The following is a 13959-nucleotide window of genomic DNA, read 5'->3' as shown; positions in this document are numbered from 1 at the left end:
AGCCTGTGTCTTCCAAGTACCTGGTGACGGGCGGGGCCGGATACGTCGGAAGCGTGGTGGCCCAGCACCTGCTGGAGGCCGGTCACGCGGTGACCGTCCTCGACAACCTCTCCACCGGCTTCCGGGCCGGCGTCCCCGCGGGCGCCGAGTTCATCGAGGGCGACATCCGCGACGCATCCAAGCGGCTGGACGACTCGTACGACGCGGTGCTGCACTTCGCCGCGTTCTCGCAGGTCGGCGAGTCCGTCGTGAAGCCCGAGAAGTACTGGGACAACAACGTCGGCGGCACCATGGCGCTGCTGGGTGCCATGCGTGCGGCGGGCGTGCGCAAGCTCGTCTTCTCCTCCACCGCGGCGACGTACGGCGAGCCGGTGAACACCCCGATCACCGAGACCGACCCGACCGCCCCCACCTCGCCCTACGGCGCCAGCAAGCTCGCCGTCGACCACATGATCAGCGGCGAGGCGGCCGCCCATGGCCTGGCCGCCGTCTCGCTGCGCTACTTCAACGTCGCCGGCGCCTACGGCAGCTGCGGCGAGCGCCACGACCCCGAGTCGCACCTCATCCCGCTCGTCCTCCAGGTCGCCCAGGGCAAGCGCGAGGCGATCTCCGTCTTCGGTGACGACTACCCCACCCCCGACGGCACCTGCGTCCGCGACTACATCCACGTCGCCGACCTCGCCGAGGCCCACCTCCTCGCCCTCGAAGCGGCGACGTCAGGCGAGCACCTGATCTGCAACCTCGGCAACGGCAACGGCTTCTCCGTCCGCGAGGTCATCGAGACCGTCCGCAAGGTCACCGGACACCCCATCCCCGAGATCACCGCCGCGCGCCGCGGCGGCGACCCCGCCGTCCTGGTGGCCTCCGCACAGACCGCCATCGACCGCCTCGGCTGGCGGCCCAGCCGTGCCGACCTCGCCGGAATCGTCGCCGATGCATGGGCTTTCGCCCAGGAGAGCCGGACCGCGTAGATCCCGCGGGCCCGATCGCCCTCCGGGCTCGTCCTCAAGCGCCGGACGGGCCGGAGTTCGCGGCCCGCACCACGACACACAGGACGAAGGATTCCACGTGACAGCCACGGAGCACGGTCTCAGCCGCACCGCAGCCGCCTTCCGCGACATATACGGGGCGGAGCCCCAGGGCATCTGGGCGGCGCCCGGCCGGGTCAACCTGATCGGTGAACACACCGATTACAACGACGGCTTCGTGATGCCACTGGCCCTCCCGCACACCACCCTGGCCGCCGCCTCGGCCCGCACCGACGGGGTGCTGCGACTGCACTCCGGCGGCGCCGACGGCGGCATCGTCGAGCTGCGCGTCGACGCTCTGCGCCCGGCGCCGGGCTCGGCCTCCGAGGTGCTGGAACAGAGCCGAGGCGGAGCGCAGCGGAGCGGCGGCTGGGCCGCGTACCCGGCGGGCATCGTCTGGGCGATGCGGGAGGCCGGCCTGCCCGTGGGCGGCGCGGATCTGCACTACGACAGCACGGTGCCCACCGGCGCCGGACTCTCCTCCTCCGCCGCCCTGGAGGTCGCCACCGCGCTCGCGCTCAACGACCTCTACGGGCTGGACCTGGCCCCGCAACGACTGGCGCAGCTCGCCCAGCGGGCCGAGAACGCGTTCGTCGGCGTGCCCTGCGGGATCATGGACCAGACCGCCGCGGCCTGCTGCACCGAGGGCCACGCCCTGTTCCTGGACACCCGCGACCTCACCCGGCGCCAGGTGCCGTTCGATCTGGCGCAGGAGGGGCTGCGGCTCCTGGTCGTGGACACCCGGGTGCAGCACGAGCTGGGGGACGGCGCATACGCCGAGCGGCGCGCCGGCTGTGAGCGTGGCGCGCGGGCGCTCGGCGTACGGGCCCTGCGTGAGGTGCCCTACGCACACCTTCCCGAGGCGCTGGCCACCTTGGCCGACGAGCCGGTCGTACAGGCCCTCGTCCGGCACATCGTCACCGAGAACCACCGCGTCGAAGAGGTCATCGACCACCTCGACGCCGGCCGCACCCGCGCCATCGGCCCGCTGCTGACCGCCGGCCACGCCTCGCTCCGCGACGACTTCAAGATCTCCTGCCGCGAGCTCGATCTCGCCGTCGACACCGCCCACGCGGCCGGCGCCCTCGGGGCCCGGATGACCGGCGGCGGCTTCGGCGGCTCGGCGATCGTGCTGGTCGAGGCGGCGGACGCGACGGCCGTCAGCACGGCGGTCACCGAGGCGTTCGCGGCGGCCGGACATGCCGCGCCGAGGATCTTCGAAGCCGTCCCGAGCGCGGGAGCGCACCGCCTGCGGTAGGGCGCGACCGACGGCGTGCGGCCACCGGGAAAGCGCCAAATGGCCGGGGTGGGGGAGCAGTTTCGCCAATCACCTTCCCTCGCCGCACCCTGTCCGTACTCTGAGATCCAGCACCGGTGGGGGCCGGTGTGATCAGGGGGCGAGACCGTTCGGGTACGGCGCCCGGGGTGGGGTAGTCATGTCGGCACGGCGGCGGCCGTGCGGCTGAGGCGATCTTCAATCCGCGCGTCGTGCCCGCTATGGTCCGTTCACCGAGACAGGGGGTCTCTGTGCAACGCATCCGGGTTCTGGTGGTCGACGACCACCGCATCTTCGCCGAATCCCTGGCCGCCGCGCTCGCCGCGGAACAGGACGTGGACGTGGCGGCCGCGGGCAGTGCCCCGGCGGCCCTGCGCAATCTGGACCGGGCGGCCACCGACGGCCGCCGCTTCGACGTGCTGCTCGCCGACGCCGACCTCGCCGCGCCGCTGCTCGCGGTGCCCGCGCAGGCCGCGGTGCGCGAGGCCGCACCGCGCGGCTGCCCGCGGGACGGCATCGCGCTGGTCTCCGGCCTGCGCACCAGCCACCCATATCTGCGCACCGTCGTTCTCGCCGACCGCGACGACGCCCGCCGCGCGGCAGCGGCCCTGCAGGCCGGCGCCTCCGGCTGGGTCGCCAAGGACTGCTCGCTGTCCCGGCTGCTCGCCGTGATCCGCGGCGTACTGCGCGACGAGACGCATCTGCCGCCCGCCCTGCTGACGGGTGTGCTGCGCGAGCTGACGGCCGCCCGCAAGCACCGTTCGGAGAGCGAGCGGCTGGTGGAGTCGCTGACGCCGCGCGAGCGCGAGGTGCTGCGCTGCATGGTGGCGGGCCTGGGCCGCAAGGCGGTCGCCGAGCGGCTGTTCCTCTCCCCGCACACGGTCCGCACCCATATGCAGAATGTGCTCGGCAAGCTCGGGGTGCACTCCACCCTCGCGGCGGTGGCGCTGGCCCGCCGGGCCGGGGTGGGGCCGGTCGAACTGGAGGCGGCGGCCGCGGCGGCCTCGGTGCCGGTGCCCTGAGGCCGCCGCACGGGCGCGTGGCCTTACGCGACGGGATCCGTCAGCACGGCCACGCCCCGGGCCGCCAGCGCGACCCGGCCGGTGGCTCCGGCCGCGTCCTTTGCTGCGAGGGCGTCCCGCATCGGCGCCGGCAGATCGACCTCGACGGCCTCGGCCCCGTGGTTGAGCAGGAAGACATACCGCTCGCCGGCGCCCTCGCGGACGGTGGCCTGGACGCCCGCCGGCAGCCCGGGCAGTACGGGCGCGACGCCGGCGGCCGCGCGGATGTCGTCCAGCAGGGCCCGCATCAGCGCCGCGTCGAGCCGGGTGCCGGCGTACCAGGCGGTGCCCTGTCCGTAGGTGTGCCGGGTCACCGCGGGCCGCCCGGCGAGCTCTCCGGTCGTGAAGTGGGCCAGCGCCTCGGCTCCTTCGAGGTCGATGGCCTCCGACCACAGGTCCGCCCGCCCCGTATACGCTCCGTCGCCGACCGAAACCGACCGGCCCGCGTCCAGTGGCCAGAACTCCTCCACCCGCAGCCCCAGCAGCTCCCGCAGCGGCGCCGGATAGCCACCCGGATGCACCCGGTCGTGCGCGTCGACGATCCCGGAGAAGAAGGACACCAGCAGCTGCCCGCCGGCGCGCACATAGGCGGCCAGCCGCTCGGCGTCGGACGCGGTGAGCAGATACAGATTGGGCACGACCACCAGCCGGTAGCCGGACAGCTCGCGCTGCGGCGGCACCACATCGCAGGCCACGCCCGCCTCGAACAGCGGCCGGTAGTGGTCCAGCGCGATCCGCGAATGGTCCAGTGCGGTCGACGGCTTGGAGTCCAGCTCCAGCGCCCACCAGCTGTGCCAGTCCGCCAGCAGCGCCACCTCGGCCCGTGACCGCGTCCCCTCGATGCCCGGCAGCGACGCCAGCTCCCGCCCCAGGTCCGCCACTTCGCGGAAGATGCGGGTGTCGGTCCCGCCGTGCGGCAGCATCGCCGAGTGGAACTTCTCCGCGCCGCCCAGCGACTGCCGCCACTGGAAGTACAGCACCGCGTCCGCGCCCTGGGCGACGGCCTGCCAGCTCCACAGCCGCATCGCACCGGGCGGCTTGGGGCCGTTGCGGGGCCGCCAGTTGACGGCGCTCGGCGCCTGTTCCAGCAGCATCCAGGGCTGCCCCGAGCGCGCCGAACGCATCAGGTCGAAGACATAGCCGGCCCGGATGTGGTCGTCGGACGCGTACGGGTCCTGGTAGAAGTCCAGCGCCATCGCGTCCATGTGCGCCGACCAGGCGAAGGCGTCGACCGGCTTGTGCTGCGGCATCAGATTGGTGGTGATGGGCACCTCGGGGGTCAGCCGCGTAAGGACCGCCTTCTCGGCGAGATAGCAGGCGCGCAGCGCCTCGTCGCCGAAGCGCAGATAGTCCAGCTGCTGGGCGGGGTTGGGGAAGGTGGGCGCGGCGCGGGGCGGCAGCACCTCGTCGAAGTCGCCGTACGCCTGCGACCAGAAGGCCGTCGACCAGGCGGCGTTGAGCGCGTCGACGCTGTCGTAGCGCGCACGCAGCCAGCGACGGAAGTCGTCGGCCGACACCTCGCAGAAGCACTGGCGGGTGTGGCAGCCGTATTCGTTGCCCACATGCCACATGGCGAGCGCCGGGTGGCCGGCGTAGCGGGTGGCGAGCTGCTCGACGAGGCGTACGGCGTGTGCGCGGTAGACGGGGCTGGAGGGGCAGTAGTGCTGCCGGCCGCCGGGCCAGCGACGCTGCCCGTCGGGGCCCTCGGGCAGGATCTCGGGGTGGGCGCGGGAGAGCCAGGGGGGTGGGGAGGCGGTCATGGTCGCCAGACAGACGGCGATACCGGCGCCCGCCAGACCGTCCATGACCCGGTCGAACCAGCCGAAGTCCCATTCCCCGGACCGGGGTTCGACCTTCGCCCAGGAGAAGATCCCGGCGGTGACCATGGTGACATGGGCCGCCTTCATCAGCTTCAGATCCTCGGCCCACACCTCCTCGGGCCACTGCTCGGGGTTGTAGTCGCCGCCGAATTGGATGCCCATCGGACCCCCTGCATCGAAGCTCGGGACGAGGCGCGCGGCCCCGCCGCCCGGTTCACGAAGAGTTCTTGTACACGCTCCAGCCGCCGTCCACGACGAGGCTCGCACCGGTGACGAAGGACGCCTCGGGGGAGAGCAGAAAGGCGATGGCGGCGGCGATCTCCTCGGGCCGTCCCAGCCGCCGGGCCGCCGTCTCCGCGGCGCTGGCCTGCCGTTCCTCCTCGCCGATGTCCTCCCAGGCCGCCGTCAGGACGGGGCCCGGCAGCACGCTGTTGACCCGCACCTCGGGCCCGTACTCCACGGCCAGTTGGCGCCCCAGAGCGGTCAGCCCGGCCTTGGACGCGGCGTATGCGGGCCGCCCCGGCAGTCCGATCAGCGCATGCACCGAGGAGGTCAGCACGACCGCGCCGCAGCGCGCCCGCAGATCGTCCAGGGCGGTGCGTACGCCGAGGAACGCGCCGGTCAGATTGACCGCCAGCTGCCGGTCCCAGTCCGCGAGCGGGGTGCGGTCGGCGGCCGCCACATACGGCAGATAGGCGTTGCTGACCAGCCCGTCCACCGGCCCGTAGCGCTGCCGCGCCGCCTCGATGGCCCGCCGCCAGTCGTCCTCGCCGGCCACATCGCAGTGCTCGTACGAGGCCCGGCCGCCGGCCGCCCGGATGCGCCGCGCGGTGTGTTCGCCGCGCGCGTCGTCGATGTCCAGCAGCAGTACGCCGGCGCCCTCGGCGGCCAGCCGGTCGGCGGTGGCCGCCCCGATCCCGCCGGCGGCCCCGGTCACCACGACCGTACGGCCCTCGAACCGCCTGCCGTACGGGCCGTTCGCCGGATGCGGTACGCGCTGCTGGCTCATGGCGCGATCCAAGCCCACGAGAGGAGCGGCGGGCAAGAGGACGTGGTACGGGAGGGGCGCGTGCCGAAACAGGGGGCGCGCGAGGCATGTTCATGCGCCCTCAAAAAGGGCGTGCACCACCCTGCCGCACGCCGTTGCGGGGCCTTGCCCGGAGGTGTGCGCGGGCCGGTCCGCCACCTCGGCCGACAGCGCCCGCGACGCTCGCCCGGGAGCGTGCGCCTCTCACCCACCCCGGAAAGGTGCCGCGCATCCGGCCGGGGACGGCGCCGGACGTCTACCCGGGGGTGTTGTCGAAGGGAGCGGTCAACCGCCGCAGCAATCCGGCCAGTTCGCCGCGCTGCTGGCGGGAGAGCTCGGCGAGAATGGCGCGTTCCTGTATCAGCAGTCCGGCCAGCGACTGATCGGCCTTGTCACGGCCCTCGGCGGTCAGCCTGACCAGCACTCCACGCCGGTCACTGGGGTCGGGCAGCCGCTCGACGAGGTCCTTCTTGGCGAGCCGGTCGATGCGGTTGGTCATCGTGCCGGAGGTGACCAGGGTCTGGGTCAGCAGTGCCCCGGGGGAGAGTTGGTACGGCGCCCCGGCGCGGCGCAGCGCGGTGAGTACGTCGAACTCCCAGGGCTCCAGGCCCACCTCGGCAAACGCGATGCGGCGGGCCCGGTCGAGGTGCCTGGCCAGCCTGGAGACGCGGCTGAGGACCTCAAGTGGTTCCACGTCGAGGTCCGGGCGCTCACGCCGCCATGCTGCGACCAGTCGGTCGACCTCGTCCTCCATGACGATCAGTGTAGAGGGTCTGTCGACATGAAGTCTCTTGACGTCGAGATATATTTCGCTGGACTATGGGGCATCGTCGGCGGGGGCTCGGTTTCCAGCCGAGACGGCCCGAATCAGACCGTGCCGGCCTTGTGTCAGCCCTGCACCAGCAAAGGGGTTTCGAACATGCACGACGCACCAACCTGGGATCCGCAGCAATATCTCCGCCACTCCGGGCACCGTACCCGTCCCTTCCACGACCTGCTGGCCCGGATACCGGAACCCCCCTTGCAGGGCCGCCCCGCCCGCATCGCCGACCTCGGCTGCGGTCCCGGAAACGTCACCGCCCACCTCGCCGCCCGCTGGTCCGACGCGCACATCACCGGCTACGACAACTCCCCCGAGATGCTCAAGGAAGCCGAGACCCACGCCGGCCCCACCCCGGGCGGCGGCCACCTCGACTTCGCCCCCGCCGACGCCGCCGACTGGGCGCCCGACGAGCGCTACGACCTGATCGTCTCCAATGCGGCGCTGCAATGGGTCCCCAACCACCCCGAGTCCTTCCCCCGCTGGATCGACGCCCTCACCCCCGGCGGCACCCTCGCCTTCCAGGTCCCCGGCAACTTCACCTCACCCAGCCACGCCCTCCTCGGCGAACTGTGCGACGCCCCCCAATGGCGCGAGCGCCTGAATACCCACGGCCGCCGCTTCGTCCACATCCTCGAACCCGCCGACTACCTGGAACGCCTCACCGACCTCGGCTGCGCCGCCGACGTATGGGAAACCACCTACGTCCAGCTCCTGGAGGGCGACGACCCGGTCCTCGACTGGGTCAAGGGCACCGCCCTGCGCCCCGTCCTGACGGCACTGGAGAACGACCCCGCCGCCCGCGAGGCCTTCCTCGCCGAATACCGGGATCTGCTCCGCAAGGCCTACCCCACCAGCCGCCACGGCACGGTCTTCCCGTTCCGCCGCATCTTCGCCGTCGCCCAGAAGCCGGCCATCTGACCCCCACACCCCGAGGTGACGCACCGTGATCACCGGCCTCGACCACATCCAGCTCGCCGCACCCCCCGGCACCGAAGACGCCCTGCGGGCCTACTACGCGGACCTCCTCGGCATGACGGAGATCCCCAAGCCCCCGGCACTCGCGGCCCGCGATGGGGGTACCTCCCGCTCAAGCGAAGCCGTGAGTGGGGGATGCTGGTTCGAGGCCGGCGCGGCCCACCTCCACCTCGGCATCGACCCGGACCACCGCCCGTCGGCCAAGGCCCACCCCGGCATCCGCGTCACCGGCATCGCCGCCCTCGCCGCCCGCCTCACCGCCGCCGGCGCCCCCGTCACCTGGGACGACAACCTGCCGGGACACCGGCGGTTCTACTCACTCGACCCGGCGGGCAACCGGCTGGAGTTCCTGGAGGCGCAGATCTGAGCAGGCCCGCGGCCCGTGGACGGCAGAGCCGGCTACGGGATGGCGTCACCCTCGCCGAGCATGTGCGGGAAGAATCGCGCGCGTTCCTCCGTATCGGGGCCCAGCAACGTCCCCCACGAGCCGTCCGAGAAACCGAATTGGACCTCGTTGAAGCTGCCGTCTTTGAGCCGGGTCCAGGAAAGGATCTCCCGGCGGAAAGACGCACCCAGTTCGATCGCCTCGTCCAGTTTCCCGTTCCAGCGGTTGTGCTGGGCGTACACGAACTGGAAATTCCTTTCGGTGAGCGCGACCGCGATGATGACGCCCACCTTGGCCCGCGGCTGAGCGGCTGCCAGCCACTGGCCGGCCATGCTGTCCCAGCCGCCGAAGAACGGCTTTTTCTTCTTCTGGCTCTTCGCCCTCTTGGCCGGATCGAGCGTCGTATCCGCCCGACCGGGCGACGGAACATCGGAGGTCGCGGCCCGGAAGAAGAACTCCCCGAGCTTTCCCAGGAAATCTCCCGAGCTGGACCGGCCGTCGGCCAGCACCACGGGCCGCCGCCTGTCCGGCACATCGCAGCCGTCCGTACCGCTGGACAACGGCGAGCGCGCCGTGGTGAACCCGCCCAGGTAAACCTCGCCCGCGGGCAGTACCGCGGCGACCTTCTGCTCCAGATCGGCCCGCAATGCTTTCAGCTCCTCTCAGCCGAACAGGGAATCAGTCGTGGCGGAGGCGCGGATACACGGCGCGGTCACCTCAGCGGTGAACGTGCCGGCTCCGGTATCCACGGAGGCGGTGAACGCATGCCCCACCGACCGCTCGGGCGCCTCGTCCCCGGCCCATACGCGGACTCTTTCCCCGGTGCTTTCCCCGTCCGTCCGCCATCCTTGCGAGGCGAAGGACTCGACCACCCGCGGCAGTGCGCCCATGAGAGCGTCACTCGTCACATCGCCGATGTACCAGCCGTGCCGTGCCGAGCACGCGGACCGCAGGCCCTTGGCCCAGCATGGGGCACACGTGAGGGAGGTGATCTCTCCGCCGCCCATGCTGCCGTGCAGCGCGACGGCATCCATCAACCGGCTGGAGTGCCAGTACAGCTCCTGCTTCACTCCGTCCGCCGGCTCGACCGTGGCCGGGGCGCTCTGCCGCATGGCCCGGTAGTCCTCGACCTCCTGATCGGTACCCCAGTCGATGGTCTTCAGGATCTCGGCGAAGAGCTCGGAGTGCAGCTCCCAGTCCTCGCTGGACGGGGAGTCGAGCGCGAAGATCAGCATCTCGCCCGTGCCGGGCAACGGTATGTACACCTGGATCTGTGACTGCTGGACCGCCACCTCCTGACCCGTGGGCGACCATTGCGCGGAGATGATGAAGCCCGATGCGCCGATGCGGCTGAGAGCGGGTCCGCACGGCAGTTCCACGCGCTGGTACGCGTCGTCGGGGTGGGTCCGCTCCAGCGTCTGCTGCGTGGTGCGCAGGAGTTCCTCGTCGTCGTCGCTCTCGTGCTCGATCTGGCTGACGATGATGGTGGAGCCGCTCGGACGGCCCTCCACTTCGAGGAGGCAGAGGCCGGCGTAGATGACGTTGGCTTCCAGCATCAGGTCCATTTGGGACCCGAGCGCCAGCGCGAAGCGGAACCGCTCTTCGTCCGACCGGCCCGCCATCAGATCGGTGACCAGCGTGTACAACTGCTCCGCACCGGTCTCGTAGTCAGGTGCGTCCACGGGCAGTTCCCGTACGAACGGCGGCATGACCCAGCCAATGTTCAGCCGGGTCCGCCGAGGTGCCGGAGGCGTGGCGGTGACCGTCTCTTCGGCGGGGGCGGATGGATACGGCATTCTTCGCTCCCTTCAGCCCTCAGGCGGCCAGCGTCTGATGGAACTTCGCACCGGACGGGCCCGGCGCCTGGGTCTTTGTGTCGCCGCCATCGGCGAGTTGGTGATAGGCGCCGTTGAGGGTGGAGCCCGTCTTGATGATCAACTGCGTGGGGGCGCCCGGGAGTTCCGTCTTGAGGAGTTTGCTGGAGACCCAGTTGATCCCCTTCTGGCCCAGACCGTCGGAGAGGGCCTCGGCCATGCCCGAGGGGGTGTTCTTGATGATGTTCCCCGCCCCGAGCGCCTTGCCCGCCCCGGCCAGCTTTCCGCCGAACTTGGCTCCGGCCGCGGCGGCCGCGCCCCAGCCGCCCTTCGCCGCCTTGATCGCTCCGCCGACGCCCGGGACGATCCCGAGCGCATCGAGCCCGATCTTCCACCCCGATGTGCCGTTGCCCCGCGCGTTGCCCATCCAGTGGCCCGCCATGGCACCCGCCGCGAAGACCGCTGAAGCTCCGCCGAGCACGGTGCCCACCGCTGTGCCGACACCGGGGATGATCTGGCACGCGAGAGCGGCAGCCGCCAGGCCGGAAGAGATGGTCGACAGGAGATCTGCGTTCTCCACCAGCCAGTCCTTGAAGCCGCGCCAGGCGCTCTTGAGGCCGTCCACCGCGCGGTTCCACCAGTGGATGTCCGGCGGGTGGTTCTCCGAGGCCTTCAAGATCGCGCGCTCGGCCTCGCCGGCCCGGTCCTTCCACTGGGCGTGGATGCGCTCGGCCTCGCGGATGAGATCTTCGAGTTTGTCCTTGGAGTTGTCGGCCTTGTCCCTGGCCGCGTCCATCTCGTCGTCGATCTGCTTCGCCTGCGCCGGATCCATCGGCTGACCGAAGTAGGGCTGGTACTTGCGGTAGACATCATTGAAGTGATCGAGGTCGGACTCGGCCTGTTTACGGGCCGACGCGGCCTCCGCCTCGATCTTTCCGGCCTTGTCCTGGAACCCCTGCAAGTGGGTGTGCCAGCCGCGCAGCGCCTTGGCGCAGTCGCCCATGGACTCACTGCCCTGCTTGAGGTACTTGGGCAGTTCGCCGAGCTTCTTCGCGAAGTTCTGCGCCGCCTCGCCCTCCCAGGCGCCATCGCTCTTGCCGACCGACTTGAGCAGGTGATCCAGCTCATCCAGTTCGTCGCCCACGGACTTCACGTCCGAGGCAAGGGCCTGGATGGCATGCAGATCCCCCTTGGCCGGATTGAAACCGACGCCGGGCCACGCCGAATCATCGTCGATGAACATGCTGCGCCAGGACATGCGTCTCCCCCTGATGTCTATCGTTTGTCTCGCCGGGCCGGCGGTTACTTCTTGCCCAGCATCTTGGCGTTCTCTTCTTCGCCCGCCTTATAGGCATCCAGCGTCATCTTCAGCTTCTCGTGGATGTCCTTTGCGGCATCCGCGATCCGCTTGATCCCGTCGCCCCACTGACCCTGGAATTCGTCACAGGCGTCGTCGAGTCCCTCGGTACCCAGAGTCTTCGGGCCCACCTTGTTGAGACGTTGCTGCGCGTCCCGCATGCGATCGTCGGCATTCGAGAGCTTATTGAGCATCCCCTGCACACGTTCGACATCGATTTTGAAGTCTGACGCCATGCCGAAACTCCCCCTTCAGCGTTTTCCGTTTCCCGGCGCTTTCCGGTCCGTAGCCCGCTACGCGGAAACGCCATGCGCGGTGTAGCGGAATCGGTTGCTCCGGTCGGTGCAACGAGTCGCGGTCGGCGCATCAGGGCACCGTAGCGTGACTCCGGGGAGAGAGAAAATCGAACAATGGCTGAAAACGCCCAGGTCGGGGGCGGTGCGACAGGGCGATCGCGTGCTAGTGCAGCGCGATGCGTGAGCCCGGTATTTTCTCGGAAATGTCCGGGATCATGCGCGCTGGGGAGGGGCGTGAAAAGCGGCGGATATTGGCTGGGGCGGAAACCGGAGCGCGATTCCTCAGTTCTTGCGGTGCCCTATCAGCCGTGGCTTCGGTTCCAGGCCGTCCAGGCCGTGCCAGGCCAGGTTCACCAGATGGGCGGCGACCTCGGCCTTCTTGGGCTTGCGGACGTTCAGCCACCACTGGCCGGTCAGGGCGACCATGCCCACCAGGGCCTGCGCATAGAGCGGCGCCAGCTTGGGGTCAAAGCCACGGGCCTTGAACTCCAGGCCCAGAATGTCCTCGACCTGGGTGGCGATATCGCTGATCAGCGACGCGAAGGTGCCGGTCGACTGGGCCACGGGGGAGTCGCGGACCAGGATGCGGAAACCGTCGGTGAAGGTCTCGATGTAGTCGAGGAGCGCGAACGCCGCCTGTTCGAGGAGTTCGCGGGGATGGCCGGCGGTCAGTGCGCCCGTCACCATGTCCAGCAGCTGCCGCATCTCGCGGTCCACCACCACCGCGTACAGGCCCTCCTTGCCGCCGAAGTGCTCATAGACCACCGGCTTGGACACCCCGGCCTTGGCCGCGATCTCCTCCACCGACGTGCCCTCGAAGCCCCGCTCGGCAAAGAGCGTGCGACCGATGTCCAGCAGCTGCTCCCGGCGCTCCGCCCCGGTCATCCGGACCCTGCGGGCCCGCCGCGTCCCCGCAGCCGGGGACGGCTTGCCTTTGCTGTTGCTCGCGCTGCTGTTGTCGATCGCCACCCGTCAATCATGCCTCCCCCGGCTACCGCGGGGAGGTACCCCCACCGGCCGTCTCGTTGCGCCGGGCATCGATACGGGCCGCGTTCGGCCACCGGACGTCATACGCCCAGCCCGCCAGCTCGAACCAGCGGATCAACCGGGCGCTGGAGTCCAGCTGCCCCTTCATCACACCGTGCCGGGCGCTGGTCGGGTCCGCGTGATGGAGGTTGTGCCACGACTCACCGCAGGACAGCACCGCCAGCCACCAGACATTGCCGGAACGGTCACGGGATTTGAACGGGCGCTTGCCGACCGCGTGGCAGATGGAGTTGATCGACCACGTGACGTGATGCAGCAGCGCGACCCGGACGAGCGAGCCCCAGAAGAACGCGGTCAGCGCGCCCTGCCAGGACCAGGTGACCAGGCCGCCGACCAGCGGCGGGATGAGCAGCGACACCGCCGTCCACACGACGAACTGGCGGGAGATCGTACGGATCGCATCGTCCTTGATCAGGTCCGGTGCGTACTTGTGCTGCGGGGTCTGCTCCTCGTCGAACATCCAGCCGATATGCGCCCACCACAGGCCCTTCATCAGGGCGGGCACCGTCTCGCCGAAGCGCCACGGCGAGTGCGGGTCACCCTCGGCATCGGAGAACTTGTGGTGTTTGCGGTGATCCGCCACCCAGCGCACCAGCGGCCCCTCGACGGCCAGGGACCCCATGATCGCCAACGCGATCCGCAACGGCCGCTTCGCCTTGAACGAACCATGCGTGAAGTAGCGGTGGAAGCCGATCGTGATGCCATGGCAGCCGACGTAGTACATCGCCGTCATCAGCCCGAGATCCAGCCAGCTCACCCCCCAGCCCCAGGCCAGCGGCACCGCGGCCACCAGCGCCACGAACGGGACGGTGATGAAGAGCAGGAGTGTGATCTGTTCGAGCGACCTGCGCTGCTCGCCGCCCAGCGTCGCGGACGGCAGGGCGCCGGCAGCCGCATCAACGGACGAACCGGCAGGAATCGGTGGATCTTCTACGGCTTCAGGGCCAGCGGTCATGGTGTCCCTCGTCGGGGGGCTCGGGGGCACGGCTACGGCTACGGGACCGTAACCTACGGTCTCGTAAGTATGGCAGCGACACCGCCACGGGCAAG

At 70.4% G+C, this 13959-nt stretch carries 14 protein-coding genes; 5 read left to right on the top strand and 9 right to left on the bottom strand.

Annotation, left to right across the window (positions count from 1 at the left end; translation table 11 throughout):
• Positions 1–5 precede the first annotated feature (5 nt).
• The 3 genes from galE (at position 6) to DY245_RS20740 (ending at position 3326) form a co-directional block, all read left to right on the top strand.
• Entirely contained in the window at positions 6–971 is a 966-nt protein-coding gene (gene galE / locus DY245_RS20750; RefSeq protein WP_128508766.1) for a UDP-glucose 4-epimerase GalE, read from the top strand.
• Between the two features lie 97 nt (positions 972–1068).
• Complete coding sequence (gene galK, locus DY245_RS20745) at positions 1069–2286, top strand: galactokinase (protein ID WP_128508746.1); 1218 nt, start codon at positions 1069–1071, stop codon at positions 2284–2286.
• 269 nt (positions 2287–2555) lie between these two features.
• A complete protein-coding gene (locus tag DY245_RS20740; RefSeq protein WP_128508745.1) occupies positions 2556–3326 on the top strand; it encodes a response regulator transcription factor in 771 nt (256 codons plus the stop codon).
• A 23-nt stretch (positions 3327–3349) separates the two neighbouring features.
• Here DY245_RS20740 and DY245_RS20735 read toward each other — a convergent pair whose 3' ends face one another.
• The 3 genes from DY245_RS20735 to DY245_RS20725 form a co-directional block, all read right to left on the bottom strand.
• Positions 3350–5347 (bottom strand): beta-galactosidase, encoded by a 1998-nt coding sequence (locus tag DY245_RS20735; RefSeq protein ID WP_128508744.1) that lies wholly within the window; start codon positions 5345–5347, stop codon positions 3350–3352.
• A gap of 52 nt (positions 5348–5399) precedes the next feature.
• Positions 5400–6194 carry an SDR family NAD(P)-dependent oxidoreductase gene (locus DY245_RS20730; RefSeq protein ID WP_128508743.1) on the bottom strand — a complete coding sequence of 265 codons (795 nt, stop codon included), beginning with the start codon at positions 6192–6194 and terminating at the stop codon, positions 5400–5402.
• 274 nt (positions 6195–6468) lie between these two features.
• Complete coding sequence (locus DY245_RS20725; protein ID WP_128508742.1) at positions 6469–6966, bottom strand: MarR family winged helix-turn-helix transcriptional regulator; 498 nt, start codon at positions 6964–6966, stop codon at positions 6469–6471.
• 165 nt (positions 6967–7131) lie between these two features.
• Here DY245_RS20725 and DY245_RS20720 point away from each other — a divergent pair, with 165 nt between their 5' ends.
• Together DY245_RS20720 and DY245_RS20715 are read left to right on the top strand one after the other, a co-directional pair.
• A complete protein-coding gene (locus DY245_RS20720) occupies positions 7132–7953 on the top strand; it encodes a trans-aconitate 2-methyltransferase (RefSeq protein ID WP_128508741.1) in 822 nt (273 codons plus the stop codon).
• A 25-nt stretch (positions 7954–7978) separates the two neighbouring features.
• Positions 7979–8377 carry a VOC family protein gene (locus DY245_RS20715; protein WP_128508740.1) on the top strand — a complete coding sequence of 133 codons (399 nt, stop codon included), beginning with the start codon at positions 7979–7981 and terminating at the stop codon, positions 8375–8377.
• 32 nt (positions 8378–8409) lie between these two features.
• Here the strand turns inward: DY245_RS20715 and DY245_RS20710 are convergent, their stop codons facing one another.
• The 6 genes from DY245_RS20710 to DY245_RS20685 all read right to left on the bottom strand — a co-directional run bounded on the left by DY245_RS20710 (position 8410) and on the right by DY245_RS20685 (position 13864).
• On the bottom strand, positions 8410–9042 hold the full coding sequence (locus DY245_RS20710) for a hypothetical protein (RefSeq protein WP_128508739.1): 633 nt from the start codon (positions 9040–9042) through the stop codon (positions 8410–8412).
• A 15-nt stretch (positions 9043–9057) separates the two neighbouring features.
• Positions 9058–10191, bottom strand: coding sequence for a hypothetical protein (locus DY245_RS20705; protein ID WP_128508738.1), 1134 nt, complete (start codon positions 10189–10191; stop codon positions 9058–9060).
• 19 nt (positions 10192–10210) lie between these two features.
• A complete protein-coding gene (locus DY245_RS20700; protein ID WP_128508737.1) occupies positions 10211–11467 on the bottom strand; it encodes a WXG100 family type VII secretion target in 1257 nt (418 codons plus the stop codon).
• Positions 11468–11511: 44 nt separating this feature from the next.
• On the bottom strand, positions 11512–11802 hold the full coding sequence (locus DY245_RS20695; RefSeq protein ID WP_128508736.1) for a WXG100 family type VII secretion target: 291 nt from the start codon (positions 11800–11802) through the stop codon (positions 11512–11514).
• Between the two features lie 342 nt (positions 11803–12144).
• Positions 12145–12831, bottom strand: coding sequence for a TetR/AcrR family transcriptional regulator (locus DY245_RS20690; RefSeq protein ID WP_181923783.1), 687 nt, complete (start codon positions 12829–12831; stop codon positions 12145–12147).
• A 22-nt stretch (positions 12832–12853) separates the two neighbouring features.
• Positions 12854–13864, bottom strand: coding sequence for an acyl-CoA desaturase (locus tag DY245_RS20685; RefSeq protein ID WP_128508735.1), 1011 nt, complete (start codon positions 13862–13864; stop codon positions 12854–12856).
• Positions 13865–13959: the final 95 nt, after the last annotated feature.

The organism is Streptomyces inhibens (assembly GCF_003389455.1).
Taxonomy (GTDB): domain Bacteria; phylum Actinomycetota; class Actinomycetes; order Streptomycetales; family Streptomycetaceae; genus Streptomyces; species Streptomyces inhibens.
Note: the sequence above shows the minus strand (reverse complement) of the source record. Positions and strands in the feature narration are given on the sequence as shown.